The sequence below is a fragment of the Kitasatospora sp. NPDC059648 genome (assembly GCF_042734825.1).
In the GTDB taxonomy this organism is placed as follows: Bacteria; Actinomycetota; Actinomycetes; order Streptomycetales; family Streptomycetaceae; genus Kitasatospora.
This window is the reverse complement of sequence record NZ_JBHWDU010000028.1, coordinates 1-23,666: the sequence shown is the minus strand read 5'-3', so window position 1 is coordinate 23,666 and position 23,666 is coordinate 1. Positions and strand designations below refer to the sequence as shown.

Sequence of the window (23,666 nt, the reverse complement as noted above, 5' to 3'; positions counted from 1 at the left end):
GGGGGCCGGGCCCCGGCCTTTTTTTGCCCCTGCGCCGCGCCGGCCCACCTTCTCGCGGGGGGGCGGTCTGCACCTGCCCCCCCCCCGCCTCAGCGGTGGCTCACCCGCGCGGGTCGGTCCGGCGGTCAGCTGCAGCCGCTGGTGGAGCCGCAGCCCTCGCAGAGGTAGCAGCTGCCGGCGCGGCGCATCTTGGTGCCGCAGGAGAAGCAGAGCGGCGCGTCGGCGTTGAGGCCGAGCTGGATCTCCATCAGCTCCGTGGAGTTGTGGGCCTGCTTCGGGGCCGGCTTGGGCGCCTCGACGGCCGGGGCCGGCTTGGCGGCGGCGACCGGGGCGGACTGGGCCAGCGACTCGGTGTCGAGCTCCTCGACCTCCAGCGGCTCGTAGGAGCCGGTCTCCAGGTGGCGGGTGCGCTCCTCGACGGAGTGGATGCCGAGCGCCGAGCGGGTCTCGAACGGCAGGAAGTCCAGCGCCAGGCGGCGGAAGATGTAGTCGACGATCGACTGGGCCATCCGCACGTCCGGGTCGTCGGTCAGACCGGCCGGCTCGAAGCGCATGTTGGTGAACTTCGAGACGTAGGTCTCCAGCGGCACGCCGTACTGCAGACCGACCGAGACGGCGATGGAGAAGGCGTCCATCATGCCCGCGAGGGTCGAACCCTGCTTGGACATCTTCAGGAAGACCTCGCCGAGGCCGTCGTCCGGGTAGGAGTTGGCGGTCATGTAGCCCTCGGCGCCACCGACCGTGAAGGAGGTGGTGATGCCCGGGCGGCCCTTGGGCAGGCGCTTGCGGACCGGGCGGTACTCGACGACCTTCTCGACGGCGGCCGGAACGGCAGCCTCCTCGGACTTGCCCTCGGAGTCCTTCTTCTTGGCCGAGAGCGGCTGGCCGACCTTCGAGTTCTCGCGGTAGATGGCGAGCGCCTTGACGCCCATCTTCCACGCCTCGAAGTAGATCTCCTCGACGTCCTCGACGGTCGCGCTGGCCGGCATGTTCACCGTCTTGGAGATGGCGCCGGAGATCCACGGCTGGATCGCCGACATCATCCGCACGTGCCCCATCGGGGAGATGGAGCGCTCGCCCATCGCACAGTCGAACACCTCGTAGTGCTCGGTCTTCAGACCGGGAGCGTCCACCACGTTGCCGTGCTCGGCGATGTGGGCGACGATCGCCTCGATCTGCTCGTCCTGGTAGCCGAGGCGCTTGAGGGCGCGCGGGACGGTGCCGTTGACGATCTGCATCGAGCCGCCGCCGACCAGCTTCTTGAACTTGACCAGGGCGAGGTCGGGCTCGACGCCGGTGGTGTCGCAGTCCATCATCAGGCCGATGGTGCCGGTCGGGGCGAGCACCGAGGCCTGGGCGTTGCGGAAACCGTTCTGCGCTCCGATGCGCAGCACGTCCTGCCAGGACTTGTTGGCCGCGAGCCAGACCGGGGCGTCCAGGTCGTCGAAGGAGACGGCGTCCAGGGAGGCGTCGGCGTGCTGCTTCATGACCTGCTGGTGGGCGGCGGCGTTGCGGGCGTAGCCGTCGTACGGGCCGACCACACCGGCGAGTTCGGCGCCACGGCGGTAGGCGGTGCCGGTCATCAGCGAGGTGATGGCGCCGGCCAGGGCGCGGCCGCCCTCGCTGTCGTAGGCGTGGCCGGTGGCCATCAGCAGGGCCCCGAGGTTGGCGTAGCCGATGCCGAGCTGGCGGAAGGCCCGGGTGGTCTCGCCGATCTTCTCGGTCGGGAAGTCGGCGAAGCAGATGGAGATGTCCATCGCGGTGATGACCAGCTCGACGACCTTGGCGAAGGTCGCGGCGTCGAAGCCCACCCCGCCGGCCGACGCAGTGTCCTCGCGCAGGAACTTCATCAGGTTCAGCGAGGCGAGGTTGCAGCTGGAGTTGTCCAGGTGCATGTACTCGGAGCAGGGGTTGGACGCGTTGATGCGGCCGGACTCCGGGCAGGTGTGCCAGTGGTTGATGGTGGAGTCGTACTGGATCCCGGGGTCGGCGCAGGCCCAGGCGGCCTCGGCCATCTTGCGGAACAGCTTCTTGGCGTCGACGGTCTCGATGACCTCGCCGGTCATCCGCGCGCGCAGGCCGAATTCGGTGCCGTTCTCGACGGCGGTCATGAATTCGTCGTTGACGCGGACCGAGTTGTTGGCGTTCTGGTACTGGACGGACGCGATGTCGTCGCCGCCGAGGTCCATGTCGAAGCCCGCGTCGCGCAGGGCGCGGATCTTCTCCTCCTCCTTCACCTTGGTCTCGATGAAGGCCTCGACGTCCGGGTGGTCGACGTCGAGCACGACCATCTTGGCCGCGCGGCGGGTGGCGCCACCGGACTTGATGGTGCCGGCCGAGGCGTCGGCGCCGCGCATGAAGGAGACCGGGCCGGACGCGTTGCCGCCGGAGGACAGCAGTTCCTTGGAGGAGCGGATGCGGGAGAGGTTGAGGCCGGCCCCGGAGCCGCCCTTGAAGATCATGCCCTCTTCCTTGTACCAGTCGAGGATCGACTCCATGGAGTCGTCGACGGACAGGATGAAGCACGCGCTGACCTGCTGGGGCTGCTTGGTGCCGACGTTGAACCAGACCGGCGAGTTGAAGCTGAACACCTGGTGGAGGAGGGCGTGGGTCAGCTCGTGCTCGAAGATCTCGGCGTCGTCCTTGCCGGCGAAGTAGCCGTGCTTCTCGCCGGCCGCGCGGTAGGTGAGCACCACGCGGTCGATGATCTGCTTGAGGCTCCACTCGCGCTGCGGGGTGCCGACGGCGCCGCGGAAGTACTTGGACGTGACGATGTTGACGGCGTTGACCGACCAGAAGTCCGGGAACTCCACGCCGCGCTGCTCGAAGTTGATCGAGCCGTCGCGCCAGTTGGTCATGACGACGTCGCGCCGCTCCCAGCGGACCTCGTCGTACGGGTGCACGCCAGGGGTGGTGTAGATGCGCTCCATCCGGAGACCGCCCTTCGGGGCCTTGGCGCCCTTGACCGCGGCCTTCTCGGACTTCGACCCGCGCGCGGAACCGCTCGTGGTGTCTGTCACTTCTCGCTCCTCCTCCTGGGCAAACGCCCGAAGTGCCCCGAAAAATCCGGGCACCGCTGGTTCGTTCTTCCGGTGTGCGGGCAGGCGGAGACCCCGCCCGCTTACGCACGGTTCGTAGTGTTCCGCGCCCCGTTTCCGGGCACGCGTGGGCCCACGCGGGGCCAGTGGTGCCGACGGCCCGCTGGGGGCCTGCGTCGTGCTGGCTGTGGCGGCCCCCCGGGGGCCGGGCGCGCCTCCTAGGGCGCGGCGGCGGGAACGGGCACGCAGGTGCCGTCCGCCTCGGTGACGGGCCGCTCGGCACGGAGTTCCGCGATGGCGGCCTCGAAGTCCTCTAGTCCGTCGTACGCCTGGTACACGCTGGCGAAGCGCAGGTACGCGACCAGGTCGAGTTCCTTCAGCGGGCCGAGTATGGCCAGCCCCACGTCGTGGGTGGTCAGCTCGGCGTTGCCGCTGGCCCGCACGCACTCCTCGACCCGCTGCCCGAGCTGGGCGAGGGCGTCCTCGGTGACCGGACGGCCCTGACAGGCCTTGCGGACTCCGGTGATCACCTTCTGCCGGGAGAAGGGTTCGGTGACGCCGCTGCGCTTGACGACCATGAGCGCGGCCGTCTCCACGGTGGTGAAACGGCGACCGCAGTCCGGGCACTGTCGACGACGGCGAATGCAGCTGCCGTCCTCGGTGGTCCGGCTGTCGACAACGCGGCTGTCGGAGTGCCGGCAGAAGGGGCAGTGCACCTGGGGATCCCTCCCTGGCAGGACGTGCGGACCGGTTGAGTCTAAGCGATGCGCCCCCGGCCTCGGCAAGCTGATCATGCGACGCGACCACTAGTACTGGGCACGGAGAGGACTCTAGCCACTACATCTAGGCCTTCGGGGGATGCGACACCCGTGGCGTGTCGGCGCCGATTAGACTTCCGGAGGCGACATTTCGATCGAACAATTGCTCGATGTACAACAAAGCCTTGATCGAGTCAGCCAACTCCCGAATAATTCACTCGAACGTGTGTTTGGCGCAACCTTTCGATAGGAGGTGCGTTGGGCTGGAAAAGGGAGAGGACAGCCGTCGAGAGGGGCCGCCGTGAACACCATCGAAAGCAACACCATCCCGGTGCAGGAACACTCCCAGTTCAAGGTGGGGCAGCGCACCACGAATCAGCAGAGCGTGGACATCAGCATGGACCGTAGCGAAGACCACCGCCTCTCCGGCCCGGCCGTGTCCACCACCGGCCGCGTCCCCGACCAGCCCATCGAACCCTCCCCCACGATGGACGACACCCACCCCTCCCCGGCCCGTGCGATGCCCGGCCGTCCCCCCGGCATCCGCACCGACGAGGCCGGCCTCACCGAGCGCCAGCGCCGGGTCATCGAGGTCATCCGCGACTCCGTCCAGCGCCGCGGCTATCCGCCGTCCATGCGCGAGATCGGCCAGGCCGTGGGCCTGTCCAGCACCTCCTCGGTCGCCCACCAGCTGATGGCCCTGGAGCGCAAGGGCTTCCTCCGCCGCGACCCGCACCGCCCGCGCGCCTACGAGGTCCGCGGCGTCGAGGTGGCCCGCCCGAACACCGCCGAGACGGCCGGGCGCCCTTCCACCTCCTACGTGCCGCTGGTCGGCCGGATCGCCGCCGGCGGTCCCATCCTGGCCGAGCAGACCGTCGAGGACGTCTTCCCGCTGCCCCGCCAGCTGGTCGGCGAGGGCGAGCTGTTCGCGCTCACCGTGCGCGGCGACTCGATGATCGAGGCGGCCATCTGCGACGGCGACTGGGTCACCGTGCGCCGTCAGCCGGTCGCCGAGAACGGCGACATCGTGGCCGCGATGATCGACGGCGAGGCCACCGTCAAGCGGCTCAAGCGTGAGGACGGCCGGATCTGGCTGATGCCGCACAACCCGGCCTACGAGCCGATCAACGGCGACAACGCCACCATCCTGGGCAAGGTCGTCGCGGTCCTGCGCCGCCTCTGACGGCGCCGCGCCACCCGCACCACACCGGAGAGGGGGCTCCACCGCCACTGCGGGGAGCCCCTCCGGCGTTCGCCGGGCCCTCCCCGGGCCGTTCCCCGGGGAGGGCCCGAAGGCCCGCAACCCTCAGCCCCGCTTCGCCACCGGCCTCACCGGCGGCGCCGAGGCGTCGATCGCCGCCAGCGAGCGGCGCACCTGGTTGCGGTCCGTGGTGTACCAGAACTCCGGCATCGAGGACCGGAAGAAGCCCCCGTACCGCTTGGTCTCCACCCGCGGGTCGAGCACCGCCACCACGCCCCGGTCGTCCGCCGCGCGGACCAGCCGGCCCGCGCCCTGCGCCATCAGCAGCGCCGCGTGCGTCGCCGCGACGGCCATGAAGCCGTTCCCGCCGTGCTGCTCGACGTCCTTCTGACGGGCGCTCATCAGCGGGTCGTCCGGCCGCGGGAAGGGGATGCGGTCCATCACGACCAGCTGGCAGGCCGAACCGGGCACGTCCACGCCCTGCCACAGCGAGAGCGTGCCGAACAGGCAGGTGGTCGCGTCCGAGGCGAACTCCCGGATCAGCTCGCCCAGGGTGTCCTCGCCCTGGAGCAGGATCCGGTGGTCCAGCCGCTCCCGCATCGCCTCGGCGGCCGCCTGGGCGCCGCGCATCGAGGAGAACAGGCCCAGCGTCCGCCCGCCGGCCGCGCCGATCAGCTCCTCCAACTCGTCCAGCATGTCCGGCCGTTCGGGATCGCGCCCGGGGTCGGCGAGGTGCTTGGCGACGTACAGGATGCCCTGCTTGGGGTACTTGAACGGCGAGCCGACGTCGATCCCCCGCCAGTACGGGACGGCGTCCTCCCCGAAGCCGGGCTCCGGGTTGTCGCCGGGCGTGCGCCGGTCCGGCAGCCTGGTCTCCTTGGGCAGGCCGAGCGAGCCGGCCACGCCGTTGAAGTCCCCGCCCAGCTTGAGGGTGGCCGAGGTGAGCACGACCGAGCGCTCCTTGTAGAGCCCCTCGCGCAGCAGCCCGGACACGCTCAGCGGCGCGACCCGCAGCGAGGCGGTGCCCAGCCCGTAGCGGTCGCTGCGCTCGATCCAGACGACGTCGTACTCGGAGTCCTCCAGCAGCCGCTCGGCCGTCTCGTGCAGGGTCTCGGCCGAGGCCATCGCCTGCTTGCGGACCGCGTCCTCGTCGCTGAGCCCCTTGTCCCTGGTCTCGCCGAGCGAGGAGATCACCTGCCGGGCGGAGTCCCGGATCGCGGTGACCGCGTACGCCAGGTACTCGGGCAGCTCCTCGACCCGACCGGGCTGGGCGGTCTCCATCAGGCCGTGGTAGTTCTCGGCGGCGGCCTGCAGCAGGTCCACGGCCTTCTCGTTGGCCAGCCGGGCCGCCCGCTTCACCGCCCGGTTCACGGCGCCGACGGTCAGCTCGGCGGTGGCCGCGCCGGTGACCCGGTTGACCAGCTCGTGCGCCTCGTCCACGATCAGCAGCCCGTGCTCGGGCAGTACCGGCGCGCCCTCGATCGCGTCGATCGCGAGCATCGCGTGGTTGGTGACCACGACGTCCGCCAGCTTGGCCCGCTCCCGGGCCTTCTCCGCGAAGCACTCCTGCCCGTACGCGCAGCGGGTCGCGCCCAGGCACTCCTTGGAGGTGACGGACAGCTGCGCCCAGGCCTTGTCCGAGACACCGGGGCTCATGTCGTCCCGGTCGCCGGTCTCGGTCTCCTCCGCCCAGTCGCGCAGCCGCAGCACCTCCTGGCCGAGCTTGCCCGCGGGGCCGCCGAGCGCGTCCACCGGGTCGAACAGGCCCTCGCCCTCGTCGCTCGGGGTGCCCTCGTTGGCGCGGTGCAGGCAGAGGTAGTTGGAGCGGCCCTTGAGCATCGCGAACAGCGGGCGGCGGCGCAGCACCGGGTGCAGCGCCTCGACCGTGCGCGGCAAGTCCCGTTCCACCAGCTGGCGTTGCAGCGCCAGGGTGGCGGTGGCGACCACCACGCGGTCGCCGTGGGCGAGGGCCGGCACCAGGTAGGCGAGGGACTTGCCGGTGCCGGTGCCGGCCTGGACGAGCAGGTGCTCGGCGTGGTCGACGGCGTCGGCGACGGCCTCGGCCATCCGCACCTGGCCGGGGCGCTCGACGCCGCCGACGGACTCGACCGCGGCGTGGAGCAGCTCGGGGATCCGCGAGCGCGGGACGGCGACGGCTTCCTCGGCCTCGTCGCCGAGGTCCGTCGCGGGCTGGGATTCGGAGTCGTTCGTCATGACCCTTCCACCCTACGGGGCGGGGGTGACAATCCGGTCCCGCTCGGCCGGAACGCGCACCTCCACGGCGACCAGGGCGTTCGGCACCGTCCCGTGCCGGACGGCGTGCGGGCGGTGCGGACGGTCCTGGTAGCCGTCCATGATCAGCCGGTTGCGGTTGAGGCAGAGCCGGTCGATCCGGGGCCGGAACAGGTCGAACAGCTCGAAGCGCTCGCGCAGCTCGGGGAAGCGGTCCTGGTAGCGGTGGATCTCGGCGCGCAGCAGGGCCCAGAACTCGGTCTCGGGCAGTCCGGTCTGCGCCTCCAGCAGCGGGGCGAGGTAGCGGAAGACGCCGATGAACAGCCCGGAGTGGATGAACTGGCACAGGCCCTGGGGGTCGTCCCGCAGCAGTACGTCGGCGACCTCGGCGGGCAGGTCGCGCAGCTCGGGCAGGTCCTGGTCGCTGAGGTTGACGTCGTCGACGAAGTCCTTGACCGCGAGGCGGGTCGGGGTGCCGCGGTCGTCGAAGACCACGATGGCGTTCTCGCCGTGCGGGGAGAAGACCAGTCCGTAGCGGTGGAGGAAGTACAGCAGCGGCGGCAGCAGCGCGGCGAACAGCCGGCCGGTCCACTCGGCGGGGGTGAGGCCGGAGCGGGTGATCAGTTCGGCGGCGAGCGCGCGCCCGTCGGAGCCGGTCTGCAGCAGGGCGGCGAGGGTGCGGGCGCGTTCGTCCGGGGCGAGGAAGGGGCCGAGTGGTTCGCGCCAGATCGCGCCGAGCAGTTCCTTGTACTGGTAGGGGGATTCGGGCATCTCCCGGTAGACGGGGTGGTCGACGGTGACGGAGGCGATCTCGCCGAGCAGGATCACCCGGCACTCGTCCCGCAGGTACGGGTCGGCGTCGCGCAGCCGGTGCAGCCAGGCGGTGACGGCGGGCGCGGCGAGGGTCCGTTCGACCGGCAGTCCGCGCCAGACCAGGGTGTTGAGGATGGACAGCGGCAGCTTGACGGTGCAGCGCTCGGGGTGGGCGGTGTTGAAGAAGGAGCGGATGGACTGCTGGGGCAGCCGTGGGTCGCCGTCCGAGGCCAGCGGGACGATCTCGCCGGAGGCGATCCAGGGCGCGAACAGCGACAGGACCGTCTCGTCCCACTGCCAGGGGTGGACGGGCAGCAGCAGGTAGTCGTCGGCGTCGGCGCCGAGCGGGGCGCGCAGCGCGTCGACGTCGTCCAGTTCCCGGGCGTACAGCTGCTCGGGGTGCTCCAGGCCGGGCACGCCGCGGTACTGGGCGAGCCGGCGGTGGACGGCGATCCAGGGCAGCGGTCGGGGGGTGCGGGCCTCCGGGGTCCAGCGGGCGGCGTCGGTGCCGGAGAAGCCGATCCGGCCCTTGCTGGGGACGATCCACGGGTGCCCGCCCTGCCGGCCCTCCAGCGCGGGGTGGTCGAGGTCGGCGAGTTCGGCGGCCGTGAGCGCGGTGGCGAGCTGGCGGGCGTCGGCGGTCAGGGTGGCGGAGAGCTCGCGGATCAGGTGGGCGGTGGTCTCGCCGCGCATCCCGAGGGTCTCGCGGGCGTACGGCAGGAAGCGCAGGGGGTCCAGGCCGTCCGGCTGGGAGCAGCGGATCGACTCCGGGTCGACCTGCCAGCTGTCGTAGGCGCCGCGCCGGGCCGCGAATCGGTACTCGGCCTCGGGCAGCTTCAGCAGGTATTCGCCGTCGAGGGCGCCCGGGACGGGCCTGAGGAGTTCCTCGTAGGCGAACTCGCCGAGCATCTTGGCCAGCAGGGCGCGGCCGGCCCGCTGCCAGTGCCCGGCGGTGAGGTGCGGGGGCAGGTAGAGCGGCGGTTCAGCGGCCGACGGCTGCGGCACGGGTCAGCTCCTGGGGGCGGGGGACGACGGGGGCGGGGTGTTCGAGCAGGTCGGTGGCGCCGGTCGGACCGGCGGGGACGGGCGGTGCGAAGCCGGTCCAGGCGGTGCGGTCGGGCAGCCGGTGGACGGTCCGCCCGGTGACGGCGTTGAGGATGACGGCGGCCCGGTGGGCGCCGAGGCCGAGGTCGGGGGTGCCGACGCCGTGGGTGTGCAGCTCGGCGTTCTGGACGTAGAGGCCGCCGGTGAGCCCGGGCCGGGTGGCGACCCGGTGGTCGAGGTCGACCCGGTAGCGCCCGGACTCGTCCCAGTCGATCAGGTGGGCGAGCGGTTCGAGGGCGGCCGGGCGGGCGGCGCGGTAGCCGGTGGCGAGCACCACGGCGTCGGTGCGCAGCACGTGCTCGGCGCCGGAGTCGGTGTGCCGGCAGTGGAGTTCGAGGCCGCCGCGGGGGCCGGGCCGGGCGTCGGTGACGGCGGTGCCGGGGGTGATCTCGACCGGGACGGTGTCGATCGGGCGGCCGATGGTGCGCTCGTAGAGGTGGTCGTGGATCTCGGCGAGGGTCTCGGCACTGGCAGCCTTGTGCAGCTGCCACTGGGCGGTGACCAGGGCGTCCCGGACGGGCCCGGGCAGGCCGTGGAAGTAGCGGGTGTAGTCGGGGGTGAAGTGCTCCAGGCCGAGCTTGGAGTACTCCATGGGGGCGAGCGCCCTGGTGCGGGTGAGCCAGCGCAGCCGGACGCCGTCGCCCTCGTGGCGGCGGAGCAGGTCGAGGAAGACCTCGGCGCCGGACTGGCCGCTGCCGATCACGGTGATGTCCCGGGCGCCGGCCAGGTCGGCACGGCGGTCCAGGTACTCGGCGGAGTGGAAGGCCCGGGGATGGTCCGCCAGGGCGGCGAAGGCCTCGGGCAGCACGGGACGGGTGCCGACGCCGAGCACGAGGTTGCGGGCCCTGGCTTCGGTGCGCCGCCCGGTCGCGGTGTCCGTCAACTCGACCCGGAACAGCGCGCCCTCCCGGTGCAGGGCGGTGACCTCGGTGCCGAAGTGGCAGTTGGGCAGGAGCTCGGCGGCCCAGCGGCAGTAGTGGTCATACTCCCGGCGGGGCAGCTGGAAGCGTTCGGCGAAGTAGAACGGGAAGAGCCGGTCCTGGGCGCGCAGGTAGTTGAGGAAGGACCACGGGTTGGTCGGGTCCACCAGCGAGACCAGGTCCGCGAGGAAGGGCACCTGCATCCGGGCGCCGTCCACCAGCATGCCGTGGTGCCAGCGGAACTCCGGGCGCTGGTCGCAGAAGAGCGTGCGCAGGCCGGGCACGGGCTCGGCGAGGGCGGCGAGCGAGAGGTTGAACGGGCCGATGCCGACGCCGAGCAGGTCGTACGGGGGGTCGTGCGGGAGGAGGGTGTCCACTGGCGTTTCCTAGGCGGGGAGTCGGAGCCGCGAGACGGGCCTTGCGTCGCGGTCACGGATCATCAGGGCGGCGCGTTTGTCGGGCAGGTCGAGTTCGGCGGCGGCCCGGAACCCGGCGCGTTCGAAGGCGCGGACCGAGCGGCGGTTGCGGACGTCCGGTTCGGCCACCACCCGTCCGCAGTCGGGCAGTCGGCGGAGAATCATTTCTGCGAGTGCGGCCAGCAGCTGGGCCCCCAGTCCCCGGCCCCGGCTGGCCGCGGGGCCGAGCAGCAGGTGCACGCCGGTGTCGTGCGGCCGGGCCGGGTAGTGCGCGGCGAGCGGGTCGAGGTCGGCTCGGTAGACCTCCCAGTAGCTCATCGGGGCGCCGTCGAGCAGGCCGAGGCAGGGCACGCTGCGCCCGTCGCCGTCGAGTTGGGCCCGGAGGTGCCGCTCGGTGACGGCCGGCGGCCCGGCGAGCGCCCAGAACTCGTCGACCTCGGGGTCGTTCATCCAGCCGGCGAGCAGTTCCAGGTCGGCGGGCAGCCGCACCGGGCTGAGCCGGAACCGGCCGGCCGGGGTGGGGGCTTCGCCCCACCCGGGCAGGTCGTCCAGCATCAGCCGCCCGCCACCGGGTTGGGGATGTCCACGTACACGGACTGGGTGGAGACCGGCCCGACCAGCTCGTCCAGGCCGTTGATCCGGGTGAGCAGGTTGGCCTTGCAGGGCAGGGTGGGCGCGTCCAGCAGCAGGGCGGGCAGCGCCGAGCCGGTGGCGGCGGCCCGCGGACCGGCCAGGAACCGGCGCAGCCCGGCCAGCAGCACCGTCTCGTCGGCGAGCCCCTGGGAGCCGAGGGCGCCGACCAGCCCGAGCACGTGGTTGATGCCGAGGTAGTAGGCGAAGTGGTGGTCGATGACGGCGTCGGGCAGGAAGGTGTCGCTCTGCGCGCCGAGTCCGGGCAGTCGGGCGGTGAGCCGCCCGGCGGCGCTCTCCCGGTAGTAGTAGCCCTGGTTGTCGCGGTAGCGGCCGCCGCTGGGCCAGCCCTCGGCGTCCAGCAGGACGATGCTGTTCTGCAGGTGCGCCTCCAGCGCGATGCCGCCCCGGCCGTCCATCCAGAGGACGGGCAGCACGACGGCGTCCAGGTAGCGCAGGAACCATTCGGCGGCGACGGTGGGCAGCGGACGGCCGGTGCGGGCGGCGAGCGAGCGCAGGGTGTCGCCGAGCCGGGACGGCACGGTGGTGCCGGTGCCGCGCGGCTGCTCGGCGACCAGCCCGGCCACGCACAGCGCGCGCTCGGTGGGTGCGAAGGGCTGGGCTCGCAGCACGGTGTCCAGGCCACCGGGGTCGCCGAGGCCGGGGTGGTCCACCCCGATCCAGGCCGGGTCGCGGACGATGTCGAAGCCGGGGTGGGCGGCCCGCCACTCGGCGGCGAGCCCGGTCTCCAGCAGCCGGTGCACCTCCAGGCCGCGGTGGAGTTCCTTGCGCAGGTTCTCCCGGCGGGAGTTGGTGATCCGCAGGCCGAGCGAGAGCTTGAGCATCCACGGCGTGCCGGGCCGGTAGACGGTGCGCACCGAGGAGGTGGGGTGCCAGGGTTCGCCGGCCGGGCCGAGGTCGTGCAGCAGTCCGTCGGCGAGCAGGGCGGCGACGGCCGGGCGGTGGGCGAGTTCGCGGGCCTGCCAGGGGTGCAGCGGCAGGGCGGCGGTGCCGGGCGGCAGTGCGGCGCCGCCGCCGAGCAGGGCCGCGGTGAGCCGGTCGGCGCTCCGGGCGACGGCCGAGCCGGTCGCGAGGACCGCGCGGTCCACGGCGTACCAGTGCAGTTGGAAGGAGCCGTGGAGTTCGGGCGAGTAGGCGGCGCTCTGGGCCGGGCCGAGGCCGTCGCGGCTCTTCGGGGTGGGGTGCAGCGGGTGGCCGAGCAGCAGGGACTGTTCGGCGGCGAGGAAGTGGGAGCTCTCCGGCCCGCCGGGTTCGGCGCCGGTGCGGCGGTGGGCGAGGATCTCGGCGGTGCGCATCACCGAGTCGGCGACCCGGGCGGCGAGGTCGGCGACCTGCCCGGGGTCGGGCCGTTCGGCGGCCGCGGCGGCGAGCAGTGCGGCGGCGGTGACGGCGTCCACCGGGGCCGCCGCGGTCCCCTCGCCGGCGGAGAGGGTGGCCGGGCCGAAGCGGTGCCAGCCGCCGGACGACCAGTAGCGGACCGGAGCGGTGAGCCGGGCGGCGCCGCCGAGGACGTCGATCCGCAGTCGGCCGTCCGTTCCGGGGCGGGCTCCGGTCTCCCGCGTCCAGCACCTCAACAGGGCTTCCAGAGCGGCCTGTTCGGCAGCGACGGCGGGGTCGGGGTGCAGCAGCGGGTCGGGCGAGGCGGCCCGGCCCGCCGTCGGCGACGGGACGGGCGGGGCTCCGGTGAGGGCGGTGCTCAAGGCTGCTCCTTGGTGCGCGTGGGGGTGCGGACGCGCTCTGGTGGCGGAGGGGATGGGCGGGCGCTCGCACCGTCGCGTCAGGTAAGGGTTACCTATCCCTGACGGGTGATCACAAGGATGGATCACTCGTCCGGGTGAAGACCGGGGATAGTGCACCACCGGGCGGGGCAGCCCTGCTGTGCCAACGAGGGGAACGGCCCCGCGTCACGGACCGGTGACCTCCGGTCAGCTCCGGAACCCGGGGGGCGGCCGCCGCCGTCCTTGCCGGCGATGGAAGACTCCAGGGCGGTGAGCCGCCGCACCGAAGTCCGACCGAGCACAGGGGGAAGCGCACAGATGCCATCGATCCACCGGTCAGCCCTGGCCGCCGCCCTGGTCACCGGAACACTGCTGGCCGCGAGCGCCTGCGGCCCGGACGGCCCGGCGGGCGGCGACCGGACCGCGGCGCCGCCGCCCGCCACGGACGCGAGCGGCTCGGCGGGCCCGGGCGGCGGCGCCATCGGCGGGATCACCCTGCCGTCCGGCCTGCCGAGCAGCCTGCTGGAGGGGCTGCCGAAGAGCTGGGACGACCTGAAGAAGTGGAAGTTCGACGACTGGGACAAGTGGGCGTCCAAGCACGTCTTCAACAACCCGGTGGTGAAGGACTTCTGGAACCCGGACAAGATGGGCGACGCCAAGCCCGCCGACCCGGCCCCGCCGACCGCCAAGCCGGCCGCCGACGACGGCGTGACCGACCCGGAGCCGCCGGTGGTCAAGGCCGTCCAGATGCCCCGCCCGTACCTCAAGCAGCCCTCCGGGAAGGTGTTCTTCTCCGCCCAGGGCGGCCGCGGCAACTGCTCGGCGACGGTGATCGCCGACCCGCAGCACCCGGGCAGGAGCAACCTGGTCTGGACGGCCGCGCACTGCGTCCACCAGGGCAAGGGCGGGGACTTCTACAAGGACCTGGTCTTCGTCCCCGCGTACAACGACTCCGGCGCCTCCAGCGGCGGCAGGAAGGCCCCGCTGTCCGAGCTGGCCCCGCTCGGCACCTGGTGGGCCGACCAGGTCGTCACCTCCCCGCAGTGGATGGTCGAGGGCGGCCCGACCGGTGACGCCGCCAATCAGTACGACTTCGCCGTGATGCGCGTGCACAACCAGAACGACACCGGCAAGTCCCTGGAGGAGACGGTCGGTTCGGCCGCCCCGGTGTGGTTCGACGCGCCCCGCGACCAGCTCAAGGTGTCGGCCGTCGGCTACCCGCTGGTCAAGCCGTTCGACGGCCAGGAACTGTACAAGTGCGACGGCGGCAAACCCACCCGGCTGTCCTTCGACGCCAAGCGTCCGTCCATGCTGACCATCGGCTGCAACATGACCCAGGGTGCCAGCGGCGGCGGCTGGTTCGCCACCATGCCGGACGGCCGGACGGCCCTTGTCAGCAACACCTCGATCGGCACCCAGGAGCACACCTCGCTGAGCGGCCCGTACCTGGAGACGGTCGCCAAGCAGGCCCTGGACTGGATCTCCAGGAAGCAGTGACCGGCACCACCACGGGGGACTCCTCAGCTTGCGCACCATCAGCACCGCCAGCAGTGTCAGCACCGCCAGCACCGCCAGCACCGCCAGCACCGCCAGCAGTGTCAGCAGTGTCAGCATCAGTGCCGAAACCATGAGCAGCACCAGCACCGCCAGCACCATGGGCGACACCAGCAGCACGGCCACCAGGGCACGGCGGGCCGCCACGGCCAGCGCCGCGCTGCTCGCCGCCCTGACGCTCACCGCGGCCGCCTGCGGCCCGGACGGCCCCGCCGCCCCGGCCGCACCGCCCGCGGCACTGCCCAGGGCCGCGCCGACCAGTCGGGGCGACCTGAGCGGCTGGAAGCTGGAGGACTGGGCCCGCTACGTAGCCGACAGCGGCTTCACCGGCCAGGTGGCCCCCGGCTACTGGACGACCGCCCGCACGGAGGCCGCCGGTGCCCGGCCCACCCCCGAGTACTCGCTGACCGCCGCCTCCCCGGCCGCCGTCCAGCGCGACGCCCCGCCGGGCGCCGTCCGGGCCCGTCCGCAGCCGCACCCGTACGGCCCGGACTCCGCCCTGGTCGGCAAGCTGCTGATGACAGCCTCCCAGGGCGACGCGGTCTGCTCCGGCACGGTGGTCTCCGACCCGCTCAACCCGGGCCGCAGCAACCTGGTCTACACCGCCGCCCACTGCCTGCACGACGGCAGGGGCGGCGGCTGGGTGAAGAACCTGGTCTTCGTGCCCGCCTTCAACCGGGACGGCCGGGCGGCCCGCGGCAAGCCGTACGACGACCGCCAGGCCGCCCCGTACGGCCGCTGGACGGTGGTGCGCGCGCTGGTGTCGCCGACCTGGCTCCAGGAGAGCGGCGTCGGCGCCCACGACCAGTACGACTACGGGATCGTCCGAGTGCGCGGGGAGTCCGACTCAGGCCGCTCCCTGGAGGAGACCGTCGGCGGCTCCGTCCCGGTCTGGTTCAACGCCCCCCGCGAGCAGATCACCTCGGCCGCCGCCTTCGGCTACCCGGTCGAGCGGCCCTTCGACGGCACGGAGCTGCAGCGCTGCGACTCCGCCGCCGCGCCGGGCCGGCTGTCTTTCGACCCGGCCCGCCCGCCGATGTACGTGATCGGCTGCACCATGACCGGCGGCGCGGGCGGCGGCGGCTGGTTCATCACCAAGGACGGCAGGCCCAACCTGGTCAGCGTCAGCTCGATCGGCGACCGCGACCCGGTCGGCTACCTGGCCGGGCCGTCCCTCCAGGACCAGGCGAAGCAGGCTTTCGACTACTTCACCAAGAACGTGAAGTAGCCCCCGGACGGAAGTCGTCCAGGGGCTGCTCCAGCGGGCGGTTCAGCCCTGCAGGGCGACCGTGAAGTGCTCCAGCTCGGCGGCCAGCTCGGCCGGCACCTTGGCGTGCAGCAGTGTGCCCTCGCCGGTGTGCTCGGTGGAGAGCAGCTCCCCCTCCTTGTGCACCCGGGAGACCAGCGCGCCCTGGGTGTAGGGCACCAGGGCCCGCACCTCGACGGCCGGACGCGGCAGCTCGTCGTCGATGAGCTTCAGCAGCTCATCGACGCCCGCGCCGCTGCGGGCCGACACCACGATGGCGTGCGGCTCGCGGCGCAGCAGGCGCTGCAGCACGTGCGGGTCGGCGGCGTCCGCCTTGTTGATCACCACGATCTCGGGGACGTTCTGCGCGTCGACCGAGACGATGACCTCACGGACGGCGGCCAGCTGCGTCTCCGGCTCGGGGTGCGAGCCGTCCACCACGTGCAGGATGAGGTCGGCGTCGGCGACCTCCTCCATGGTCGAGCGGAAGGCCTCGACCAGGTGGTGCGGCAGGTGCCGGACGAAGCCGACGGTGTCGGCCAGGGTGTACAGCCGCCCGCTCGGGGTCTGGGCCCGGCGCACGGTCGGGTCCAGGGTGGCGAACAGCGCGTTCTCCACCAGCACGCCCGCACCGGTGAGCCGGTTGAGCAGGGAGGACTTGCCGGCGTTGGTGTACCCGGCGATGGCCACGGACGGCACCTGGTGGCGCTTGCGCTCCTGGCGCTTGGTGTCGCGGCCCTTCTTCATGTCGGCGATCTCCTTGCGGAGCTTCGCCATCTTCTCGCGGATCCGGCGCCGGTCGGTCTCGATCTTGGTCTCACCGGGACCACGGGTGGCCATGCCGCCGCCCGAGGAGCCGGAGCCACCGCCACCCATCTGCCGGGACAGCGACTGACCCCAGCCGCGCAGGCGCGGCAGCATGTACTGCATCTGCGCGAGCGAGACCTGCGCCTTGCCCTCCCGGGACTTGGCGTGCTGGGCGAAGATGTCCAGGATCAGGGCCGTCCGGTCGACGACCTTGACCTTGACCACGTCCTCCAGGTGGATCAGCTGGCCGGGGGTGAGCTCACCGTCGCAGACCACGGTGTCGGCGCCGCTGGAGGCGACGATGTCGCGCAGCTCCTGCGCCTTGCCGGAGCCGATGTAGGTGGCCGCGTCGGGCTTGTCGCGGCGCTGGATGACGCCGTCCAGGACCTCGGAGCCGGCCGTCTCGGCGAGGGCGGCGAGCTCGGCCATCGAGTTCTCCGCCTCCTCCAGGGTGCCGTCGGTCCAGACGCCGACGAGCACCACGCGCTCCAGACGGAGCTGGCGGTACTCGACCTCGGTGACGTCTTCGAGTTCGGTGGAGAGGCCGGCGACCCGGCGCAGGGCTGCGCGCTCGCTGCGGTCGTACTGGTCGCCGTCGTAGTTGTGGCCGAGGTCCTCGTCGATGGCCGCGAGGTCCTCGTCCATGAGGGCTCCCGCCCGCAGACCGTCGAGGCGGCGCGGGGCGTCGGCGTGGTCGCGGGTGTCGAACGTGGAGGTCATTCTGTCCTTTGGTCGCTGGAATGCTGCGGCGGAGGCCCTTGGGTCCCGCCAGAGCCCCTGTGCTCTCGGAACGCCGTGGACCGGCCGTGAATTCCCCATGATGGTCCCATGCCCGGCACGGACCGGTCACCCCCATTTCCGCCGGAGTGCCGGGTCTGGGTCCCCTCGGGCGCGTGCGGACGGCTCACGTCGTACACCCCGGAGACCCTCAGCATCGCCCGCATCAGGGCGGGCAGGGCGCCCGGCTCGGGCAGCTCGACGGTGTAGGTGTGCCGGACCCGCAGTTCCTGCGGCGGCTCGACCTCGGCGGAGACGATGCCCACCCCCTCGGCGGAGATCGCCGCGGTGAGGTCGGCGAGCAGCCGGGGCCGGTTCAGCGCCTCGGCCCGCAGGGTGGCCCGCAGCAGGGTCGCCCGGTGGCCGGCGGCCGGGGCGCCCTCCGGCTGCCAGCGGACCTCCAGCTCGGCGCGCCCGTCCGCGCGCAGCCGCTGACCGGCGGGGCAGCCGGTGCGGTGCACCGCCACCGCGCCGCCGCGGATGGGGTAGCCGGCCACCTCGTCCGGGGGGACGGGCGTGCAGCAGCGGGCCAGCCGCACCGTCGCTCCGGGCCGGCCGGCCACCGCGACCGGAGCGGCCCGGCGCTCGCCCGCCGGGTGCGCGGGCGGCGCGGGCTGGCCGCCGGCCGGGCCGGTGCGCACCACCGGCAGCCGGGCCGGGTGGTCGGCGAGCCAGCGCTCGATGGCCAGCCGGGCGGCGGGGGTGCGGACGTGCGCCAGCCACTCCGGCGACGGCCCCGAGGGTTCGGCGCCGCGCTGGCCGCTCCCGGCCGGGGGGCCCTCGGTGAGCACCGCGAGCACGTCCCCGTCCTGAAGCACGGTGGACAGCGCGGTCAGCCGGCCGTTGACCCGGGCGCCGATACATCGGTGGCCGGTCTCCTCGCCGAGCAGGTAGGCGGCGTCCACGCAGCTGGCCCCGGCCCTGAGCTGAAGCGTTTCACCGCTCTCCGTCACCACGGTGATCTCGCGGTCGCCGGCCAGGTCGGCGGTCAGCGCGGACCAGAAGGCGTCCGGGTCGGGCGTCTCCTGCTGCCACTCCAGCAGCCGGCTCAGCCAGCCGGGCCGGGCCGGGTCGGTGCGGTCCAGCTCGTCGGCGTCCTGGGCGGCGCCGGTCCGGGACGGGTCGCCGAGCGCGACCACCCCGGTCTCGGCCACCTCGTGCATCCGCCGGGTCCGGACCAGCACCTCCACCACCGCGCCGTCCAGCGCCACGGCGGTGTGCAGCGACTGGTAGAGGTTGAACTTGGGGGCGGCGACGAAGTCCTTGAACTCGCCGGGCAGCGGCGTCCAGCAGGTGTGCAGCTCGCCGAGCACGGCGTAGCAGTCGGCGTTCTCCTCGACCACCACCAGCAGCCGCCCGAAGTCGGCGGCCTGCGGGCGCTGCGGCTGTCCGTCCGGCCCGGGCACGGCGGCCCGCTTGACCAGCACCCGGTGCAGCGAGACGCAGTGCCGGGGCCGTACCGTCACCTCGGCGGAGACCCCGGCCTCGGCCAGCTGGCGGGCCAGCCGGCGGGCGAAGGGCTCCAGCAGGGCGTCCGGCTCGGCCTCGTGACCGGCCATCAGGGCGCGGGTGCGGGCGTGCTCCTCGGGGTGCAGGGTGGCGAAGACGATGTCCTCCAGCTCCGCCTTGAGCACCTGGATGCCGAGCCGCTCGGCCAGCGGGATCAGCACGTCGCGGGTGACCTTGGCGATCCGCACCTGGCTGGCCGGCTTCATGTGCCGGATGGTGCGCATGTTGTGCAGCCGGTCGGCGAGCTTGATCACCATCACCCGGACGTCGTCCCCGGTGGCGACCAGCATCTTGCGGAAGGTCTCGGCCTCGGCGGCGGCGCCGAAGTCGACCTTCTCCAGTTTCGTCACCCCGTCGACCAGGTAGGCGACTTCGGGGCCGAAACCGGCGCTCACCTGGTCCAGCGTCAACTCGGTGTCCTCGACCGTGTCGTGGAGCAGCGAGGCGACCAAGGTGGTCGTCCCGGCGCCGAGTTGGGCCAGGATCATGGTGACGGCCAGCGGGTGGGTGATGTACGGCTCGCCGCTCTTGCGCTTCTGGCCGCGGTGGCTGGCCTCGGCCAGCCGGTACGCCCGGGCCAGCAGGGCGAGGTCCGCCTGCGGATGGTGCTGCCGGTGCACCCGGACCAGCGGTTCCAGGGCGTCCGGCACGGGCGGGCGCCCGGTGGCCAGTAAGGCGGCCCGCCCGGCTCGGCCGAGGGCGGCCCGGGAGAGCTCCCCCAGGGGCCGCCGGGCCCCGGCCTGCCGTGCGCTCGTCGGCTGCCCCGTGAAGGGGGGCCGCCCGGCTTCGATGGTCATCGGCACCTCCGGCAACGTCGCCGGGCGCTGCCCCTCCCCGTGGGGTGATCGACCCGGTGGTCCATGCTACCGAGCAGAGCACGTTCCGCGACGCAGTGATTCCCGTCCGCGAGCGGTATCACCCGATCGGGGGGATTCGTCACCGCGCGAATTGGGCAAACCGGGCCGTCAGCCCTGGGTCAGGGCCGCCCACCAGCGCTCGTCGAGCCGCCCCTCGGCCACGATCACCGCCGGCCCGGTCATCTCCACCCGGCCGTCCGGGTGCTCGGTGATGACCAGTCGGCCGCCCAGCACGTCCACGGTGTACGAGACCGCCTCGCCGGTGACCGCCGGGTCCACACCGTCCCGGCGGATGGCCGCCACCGCGACGGCGCAGGCGCCGGTGCCGCAGGAGCGGGTCTCGCCGGAGCCGCGCTCGTGCACCCTCATCGCGACGTGCCGCGGGCCGCGGTCCACCACGAACTCGACGTTGACGCCCTCCGGGTACGCCCCCTCGGGGCTGGTGAGCGGCGCGGTGCGGAGGTCCCCGGCGTGGTCCAGGCTCTCCACGAAGGCCACCGCGTGCGGGTTGCCCATGTTGACGTTCAGCGCGGGCCAGCGTCGCTCGCCGACCGCGACCTCGATGCCGTCGGGGCCGGGCAGCCGGGCGCGGCCCATGTCGATGGTGACCTCACCGGGAGTGCCGTCCCCGGCGTCGTCGGCGACCTTCGCGGTGAGCACTCCGGAGCGGGTGGCGATCGCCAGCTCACCGGGCTTCGCCAGGCCGGCCTCGACCAGGAAACGGGCGAAGACCCGCAGGCCGTTGCCGCACATCTCGGCGATGCTGCCGTCGGAGTTGCGGTAGTCCATGAACCACTCGGCCCGGTCGGCCTGGTCCGCGGCGGCCGGGTCGGCGGCCGCGCGCACCACGCGCAGCAGCCCGTCGCCGCCGATGCCGGCCCGCCGGTCGCACAGCGCGGCGACGGCCTCCGGGCCGATCTCCAGCACGCCGTCCGGGTCCGGCACGATCACGAAGTCGTTCTGGGTGCCGTGCCCCTTGAAGAAGGGGAGGCCGGCCCGCTGGGGAGAGGATGCGCTCACCCCTCCGATGGTACTGATGCCCGCCCGGCGGCCGGGAAGGGAGCCCGCGGCCCGCTCAGCGCAGGTAGGCGACCCGCCAGACCGCGAGCGCGCAGGCGGCCATCGCGATCAGGGTGTAGACCACGATGGCCTTCCAGCCCGCCCGCTGTCCGGAACCCCGGCGCGGCAGCCCCGGCCACTTGTAGCCGGCGTGCCGGGCGGCCATCGCACCCCAGCCGAACGAGGCGGCGGTGAACAGCAGCCCGAGCATCCCGATCATGGTGGCCCGCGCCCCGGCGGAGCCGAAGGCGAGCGGGAAGGCGAACATCAGCGAGCCGAGGGTGCCGAGCAGCGCGATCGGCAGGGTCTGCCACCAGCGGAGCCGGCGCAGCGGCCGGATCTCCCGCTCGTGCACGGCGGCGTCCGGCGGGGTGCGGGTGTCCAGCGCGGGCACCGCGGAGGCGTAGGAGGTCGGCGCCTCCAGGCCGGTCAGCACCGGGAGGTCGCCCATCGTCGACTCGTCGAACTCCTCGGCCGGTGCTGTGACGCTCCCGCTCTGGCCGGGTTCGGGGCCGGTACCGGTCGACACACGGCCTCCCCTGACTGTTCGACACGAGCGGACTCGCGGCCGGGCACGGCCGACCCGCGCGGGCCGACCCTTATGGCATCGATGATGGCATGTCCAGAGGGGGCGTTCGGGGCCGGACCGGGGTCCTCGGGTGATCCGTGGCCATCACGTGATCGGGCCGTGACCCCCGGTGCGCTCTGCACGGTCGCCTGCGCGCGCAGGTGCACCGCCGAATTGGCCGGAACAGGTCCTATGCGGCCGGAAATCCCTGACGGCCGATCAGTTCGAGGGAGCGTTCCAGCAGCTCGACCGGGTCGGTGCCGGCCGGTCGGGAGAGCCAGTGGATGCGGTCGTCCCGTCGGAACCAGGACTCCTGACGGCGGGCGAAGCGCTTGGTGGCCCGGACGGTCTCGGCCCGCGCCTCGTCCTCGGTGCACTCGCCGGCGAAGTGGTCGAGCACCTGCTGGTAGCCCAGCGCCCGGGAGGCGGTCCGGCCCTCCCGCAGTCCGGCCTTCTCCAGCTCCCGCACCTCGTCCAGCAGCCCGGCCTCCCACATCCGGTCCACCCGCAGGGTGATCCGCTCGTCCAGCTCGGGGCGCGGGACGGCGACGCCGATCTGCACCGCCTCGTACACCGCGGTGTTGCTCGGCAGGTTGGCGGTGAAGGGCTGCCCGGTGATCTCGATGACCTCCAGGGCTCGGACGATCCGCCGCCCGTTGCTGGTCAGGATCGCCTCCGCGGCCGCCGGGTCCAGCTCGGCGAGCCGCCGGTGCAGCGCGTACGGGCCGGCCTGCTCCAGTTCGGCCTCCAGCCGGGCGCGCACCCCGGGGTCGGTGCCGGGGAACTCCATCTCGTCGATCGCGGCCCGGACGTACAGCCCGGAGCCGCCGACCAGGACGGGGGCGCGCCCGGCGGCGAGCAGCCGGTCGATCTCGGCCCGGGCCAGCCGCTGGTACTCGGCGACGCTGGCGGCCTCGGTGACCTCCCAGATGTCCAGCAGGTGGTGCGGCACTCCCCCGCGCTCGTCCATGGTCAGCTTGGCGGTGCCGATGTCCATACCCCGGTACAGCTGCATCGAGTCGGTGTTGATCACCTCGCCGCCGAGGCTGCGGGCGATGGCGACGGCCAGGTCGGACTTTCCGGCGGCGGTCGCGCCGACGATGCTGATCACACGGGAGCTGCTCACCGCTCCAGTCTCGCAAACCGCCGCGGCGGCCGGGACCGGGCCGCCGGTCGCCCCGACCGCGCGAGGACATGACCGTTCTCCGGACGGTCTCCGGCCGTTCTCCGCGGTCGACCGCCGCTTTTGCGAACGCTTTGCCCGTCGCGTGCGTTGAGCAGGGGGACGTCGAGCAGGGGGACAGGGAACGAAGGAGATCGCCATGGGTCTGATGGACAACCTCAAGGGCAAGGCCGAGGAGCTCAAGGAGAAGGCCAGCGAGCTCGCGGGCAAGCACGGCGAGCAGATCGACCAGTTCGTGGACAAGGCCGGCGGCGCGATCGACAAGGCCACCAAGGGCAAGTACAGCGAAAAGATCGAGCACGGTGCCGGCAAGGCCAAGGACGCGGTCGGCGACTTCGCCCACAGGCCGAAGCCGGGCGGCGAGGAGGGTCAGACCCCCCGGCCCCCGCAGCCGTAGCCGGTCAGGCCCAGGACGCCACGAAGTACCCGACGCCGTACGGGGCGTCCTGGTAACCCAGCCGCGCGGTGAGGCCGGCGCCCTCGGCGGCGCCGGCCAGCACCTGCCAGGGCGCCCGGCCCTCGGCCTTGAGTTCTGCGGCCAGTGCGGGATCGACGGCGGCGAGGGCGGGCAGGTCGGCGGAGCCCAGGGCGGCGGCCAGCGCGGCGTCGAAGCCCTCGGCCCGCTCGTCCAGGTAGCCGGGCGCCTTCAGCGAGCGGCAGGCGCTGCCGTCGCCGAGGACCAGCAGGGCGACGCGTTCGGCGAGGCCGGCCAGGCCCTGGCCCAGGCCCAGCATCCGGTCGGCGGGGGCGTCGGCGGGCACCGCGCAGGCGTGCGTCGGCAGGGCCACCCCGGCGCGCTCCAGCAGCCAGGCGCCGACGGTCAGCGAGGGCGCCAGCTCCGGGCCCTCGACCCGCGCCCCCGGCAGCTTGGCGACCAGCGGCACCCCGTAGCGGTGGAAGGACCCGGCCCCGCCCTCGGTCCACACCTCGGCCTCCGGTCCGGCGCCGACCACCACGACCAGCTGCGGCTCGGCCGCGACCAGCGCGGCCAGCGCCTCGTCGCACGCGGCGCGCAGCGCGTCCAGCTCGGGCGCGGCCCCGGCGGCGACCTCGGGGACGAGCAGCGGCGGACAGGGGCACACGGCGGCGGCTACCAGCATGCCGATCACTCTAGGCCCTGCCGCCCGCAACCCGGCCGCGGGGAGAGACGGGCCCCACGACGGCGGCCCGGCGGGAGCGCGTGGGCCCCCCCGGCCCCCCGCCCCGCGCGGGGGGGAGTCGCCCCCCCACGCGCCCCCCCCCCCGGGGGGCCCCC

General features: G+C 73.3%; 17 protein-coding genes. 4 read left to right on the top strand and 13 right to left on the bottom strand.

The features are described from left to right. Positions 1-125 precede the first annotated feature (125 nt). Together ACFV1W_RS18665 and nrdR are read right to left on the bottom strand one after the other, a co-directional pair. Positions 126-3,020: a vitamin B12-dependent ribonucleotide reductase gene (locus tag ACFV1W_RS18665; protein ID WP_380417850.1), complete on the bottom strand. Its 2,895-nt coding sequence runs from the start codon at positions 3,018-3,020 to the stop codon at positions 126-128. Between the two features lie 236 nt (positions 3,021-3,256). Continuing rightward, positions 3,257-3,754, bottom strand: coding sequence for a transcriptional regulator NrdR (gene nrdR / locus ACFV1W_RS18660; protein ID WP_380417848.1), 498 nt, complete (start codon positions 3,752-3,754; stop codon positions 3,257-3,259). A 529-nt stretch (positions 3,755-4,283) separates the two neighbouring features. On the opposite strand from nrdR, the gene lexA reads away from it, so the two are divergent. Continuing rightward, positions 4,284-4,979 (top strand): transcriptional repressor LexA, encoded by a 696-nt coding sequence (lexA, locus tag ACFV1W_RS18655; protein WP_188299320.1) that lies wholly within the window; start codon positions 4,284-4,286, stop codon positions 4,977-4,979. A gap of 123 nt (positions 4,980-5,102) precedes the next feature. On the opposite strand, the gene ACFV1W_RS18650 is transcribed toward lexA, so the two are convergent. Genes ACFV1W_RS18650 through ACFV1W_RS18630 form a run of 5 tightly spaced genes read right to left on the bottom strand, consistent with a single transcriptional unit; the run spans position 5,103 to position 12,833 of the window. Beyond that, on the bottom strand, positions 5,103-7,211 hold the full coding sequence (locus tag ACFV1W_RS18650; protein ID WP_380417846.1) for an ATP-dependent DNA helicase: 2,109 nt from the start codon (positions 7,209-7,211) through the stop codon (positions 5,103-5,105). 12 nt (positions 7,212-7,223) lie between these two features. Further along, positions 7,224-9,047 carry an IucA/IucC family protein gene (locus ACFV1W_RS18645; RefSeq protein WP_380417844.1) on the bottom strand — a complete coding sequence of 608 codons (1,824 nt, stop codon included), beginning with the start codon at positions 9,045-9,047 and terminating at the stop codon, positions 7,224-7,226. Then, the gene (locus ACFV1W_RS18640) at positions 9,025-10,443 is read right to left on the bottom strand and encodes a lysine N(6)-hydroxylase/L-ornithine N(5)-oxygenase family protein (RefSeq protein ID WP_380417842.1); all 1,419 of its coding nucleotides are present in this window, start codon (positions 10,441-10,443) and stop codon (positions 9,025-9,027) included. Before ACFV1W_RS18640 ends, ACFV1W_RS18645 begins: the two co-directional genes overlap by 23 nt. Positions 10,444-10,452: 9 nt before the next feature. Beyond that, positions 10,453-11,145, bottom strand: coding sequence for a GNAT family N-acetyltransferase (locus ACFV1W_RS18635; RefSeq protein WP_380417937.1), 693 nt, complete (start codon positions 11,143-11,145; stop codon positions 10,453-10,455). Next, complete coding sequence (locus ACFV1W_RS18630) at positions 11,037-12,833, bottom strand: IucA/IucC family protein (protein WP_380417840.1); 1,797 nt, start codon at positions 12,831-12,833, stop codon at positions 11,037-11,039. Before ACFV1W_RS18630 ends, ACFV1W_RS18635 begins: the two co-directional genes overlap by 109 nt. A gap of 336 nt (positions 12,834-13,169) precedes the next feature. Between ACFV1W_RS18630 and ACFV1W_RS18625 the strand changes: the two genes are divergently transcribed. Continuing rightward, positions 13,170-14,348, top strand: a complete 1,179-nt coding sequence (locus ACFV1W_RS18625) for a trypsin-like serine peptidase (RefSeq protein WP_380417838.1) — start codon at positions 13,170-13,172, stop codon at positions 14,346-14,348. Positions 14,349-14,376: 28 nt separating this feature from the next. Continuing rightward, positions 14,377-15,633, top strand: coding sequence for a trypsin-like serine peptidase (locus ACFV1W_RS18620; protein WP_380417836.1), 1,257 nt, complete (start codon positions 14,377-14,379; stop codon positions 15,631-15,633). A 42-nt stretch (positions 15,634-15,675) separates the two neighbouring features. Here the strand turns inward: ACFV1W_RS18620 and hflX are convergent, their stop codons facing one another. From hflX to miaA, 5 genes are all read right to left on the bottom strand, one after another. Next, positions 15,676-17,178, bottom strand: coding sequence for a GTPase HflX (gene hflX, locus ACFV1W_RS18615; RefSeq protein ID WP_380417834.1), 1,503 nt, complete (start codon positions 17,176-17,178; stop codon positions 15,676-15,678). Continuing rightward, complete coding sequence (locus ACFV1W_RS18610; protein WP_380417832.1) at positions 17,175-19,541, bottom strand: RelA/SpoT family protein; 2,367 nt, start codon at positions 19,539-19,541, stop codon at positions 17,175-17,177. Before ACFV1W_RS18610 ends, hflX begins: the two co-directional genes overlap by 4 nt. Before the next feature lie 168 nt (positions 19,542-19,709). After that, entirely contained in the window at positions 19,710-20,621 is a 912-nt protein-coding gene (gene dapF, locus ACFV1W_RS18605) for a diaminopimelate epimerase (RefSeq protein WP_380417830.1), read from the bottom strand. Positions 20,622-20,676: 55 nt separating this feature from the next. Continuing rightward, on the bottom strand, positions 20,677-21,189 hold the full coding sequence (locus ACFV1W_RS18600) for a hypothetical protein (protein ID WP_380417828.1): 513 nt from the start codon (positions 21,187-21,189) through the stop codon (positions 20,677-20,679). 229 nt (positions 21,190-21,418) lie between these two features. Beyond that, positions 21,419-22,354, bottom strand: coding sequence for a tRNA (adenosine(37)-N6)-dimethylallyltransferase MiaA (miaA, locus tag ACFV1W_RS18595; protein WP_380417826.1), 936 nt, complete (start codon positions 22,352-22,354; stop codon positions 21,419-21,421). 196 nt (positions 22,355-22,550) lie between these two features. Here miaA and ACFV1W_RS18590 point away from each other — a divergent pair, with 196 nt between their 5' ends. After that, positions 22,551-22,808, top strand: a complete 258-nt coding sequence (locus ACFV1W_RS18590) for an antitoxin (protein ID WP_380417824.1) — start codon at positions 22,551-22,553, stop codon at positions 22,806-22,808. 4 nt (positions 22,809-22,812) lie between these two features. On the opposite strand, the gene ACFV1W_RS18585 is transcribed toward ACFV1W_RS18590, so the two are convergent. After that, a complete protein-coding gene (locus tag ACFV1W_RS18585; RefSeq protein WP_380417822.1) occupies positions 22,813-23,511 on the bottom strand; it encodes a class III extradiol dioxygenase subunit B-like domain-containing protein in 699 nt (232 codons plus the stop codon). Positions 23,512-23,666 lie beyond the last annotated feature (155 nt).

Coding starts and splice junctions, on each gene's coding strand:
- lexA (WP_188299320.1), top strand. CDS start 4,284: ATGGACGACACCCACCCCTCCCCGGCCCGTGCGATGCCCGGCCGTCCC.
- ACFV1W_RS18650 (WP_380417846.1), bottom strand. CDS start 7,211: ATGACGAACGACTCCGAATCCCAGCCCGCGACGGACCTCGGCGACGAG.
- ACFV1W_RS18625 (WP_380417838.1), top strand. CDS start 13,170: ATGCCATCGATCCACCGGTCAGCCCTGGCCGCCGCCCTGGTCACCGGA.
- hflX (WP_380417834.1), bottom strand. CDS start 17,178: ATGACCTCCACGTTCGACACCCGCGACCACGCCGACGCCCCGCGCCGC.
- ACFV1W_RS18610 (WP_380417832.1), bottom strand. CDS start 19,541: ATGACCATCGAAGCCGGGCGGCCCCCCTTCACGGGGCAGCCGACGAGC.
- ACFV1W_RS18590 (WP_380417824.1), top strand. CDS start 22,551: ATGGGTCTGATGGACAACCTCAAGGGCAAGGCCGAGGAGCTCAAGGAG.
- ACFV1W_RS18585 (WP_380417822.1), bottom strand. CDS start 23,511: ATGCTGGTAGCCGCCGCCGTGTGCCCCTGTCCGCCGCTGCTCGTCCCC.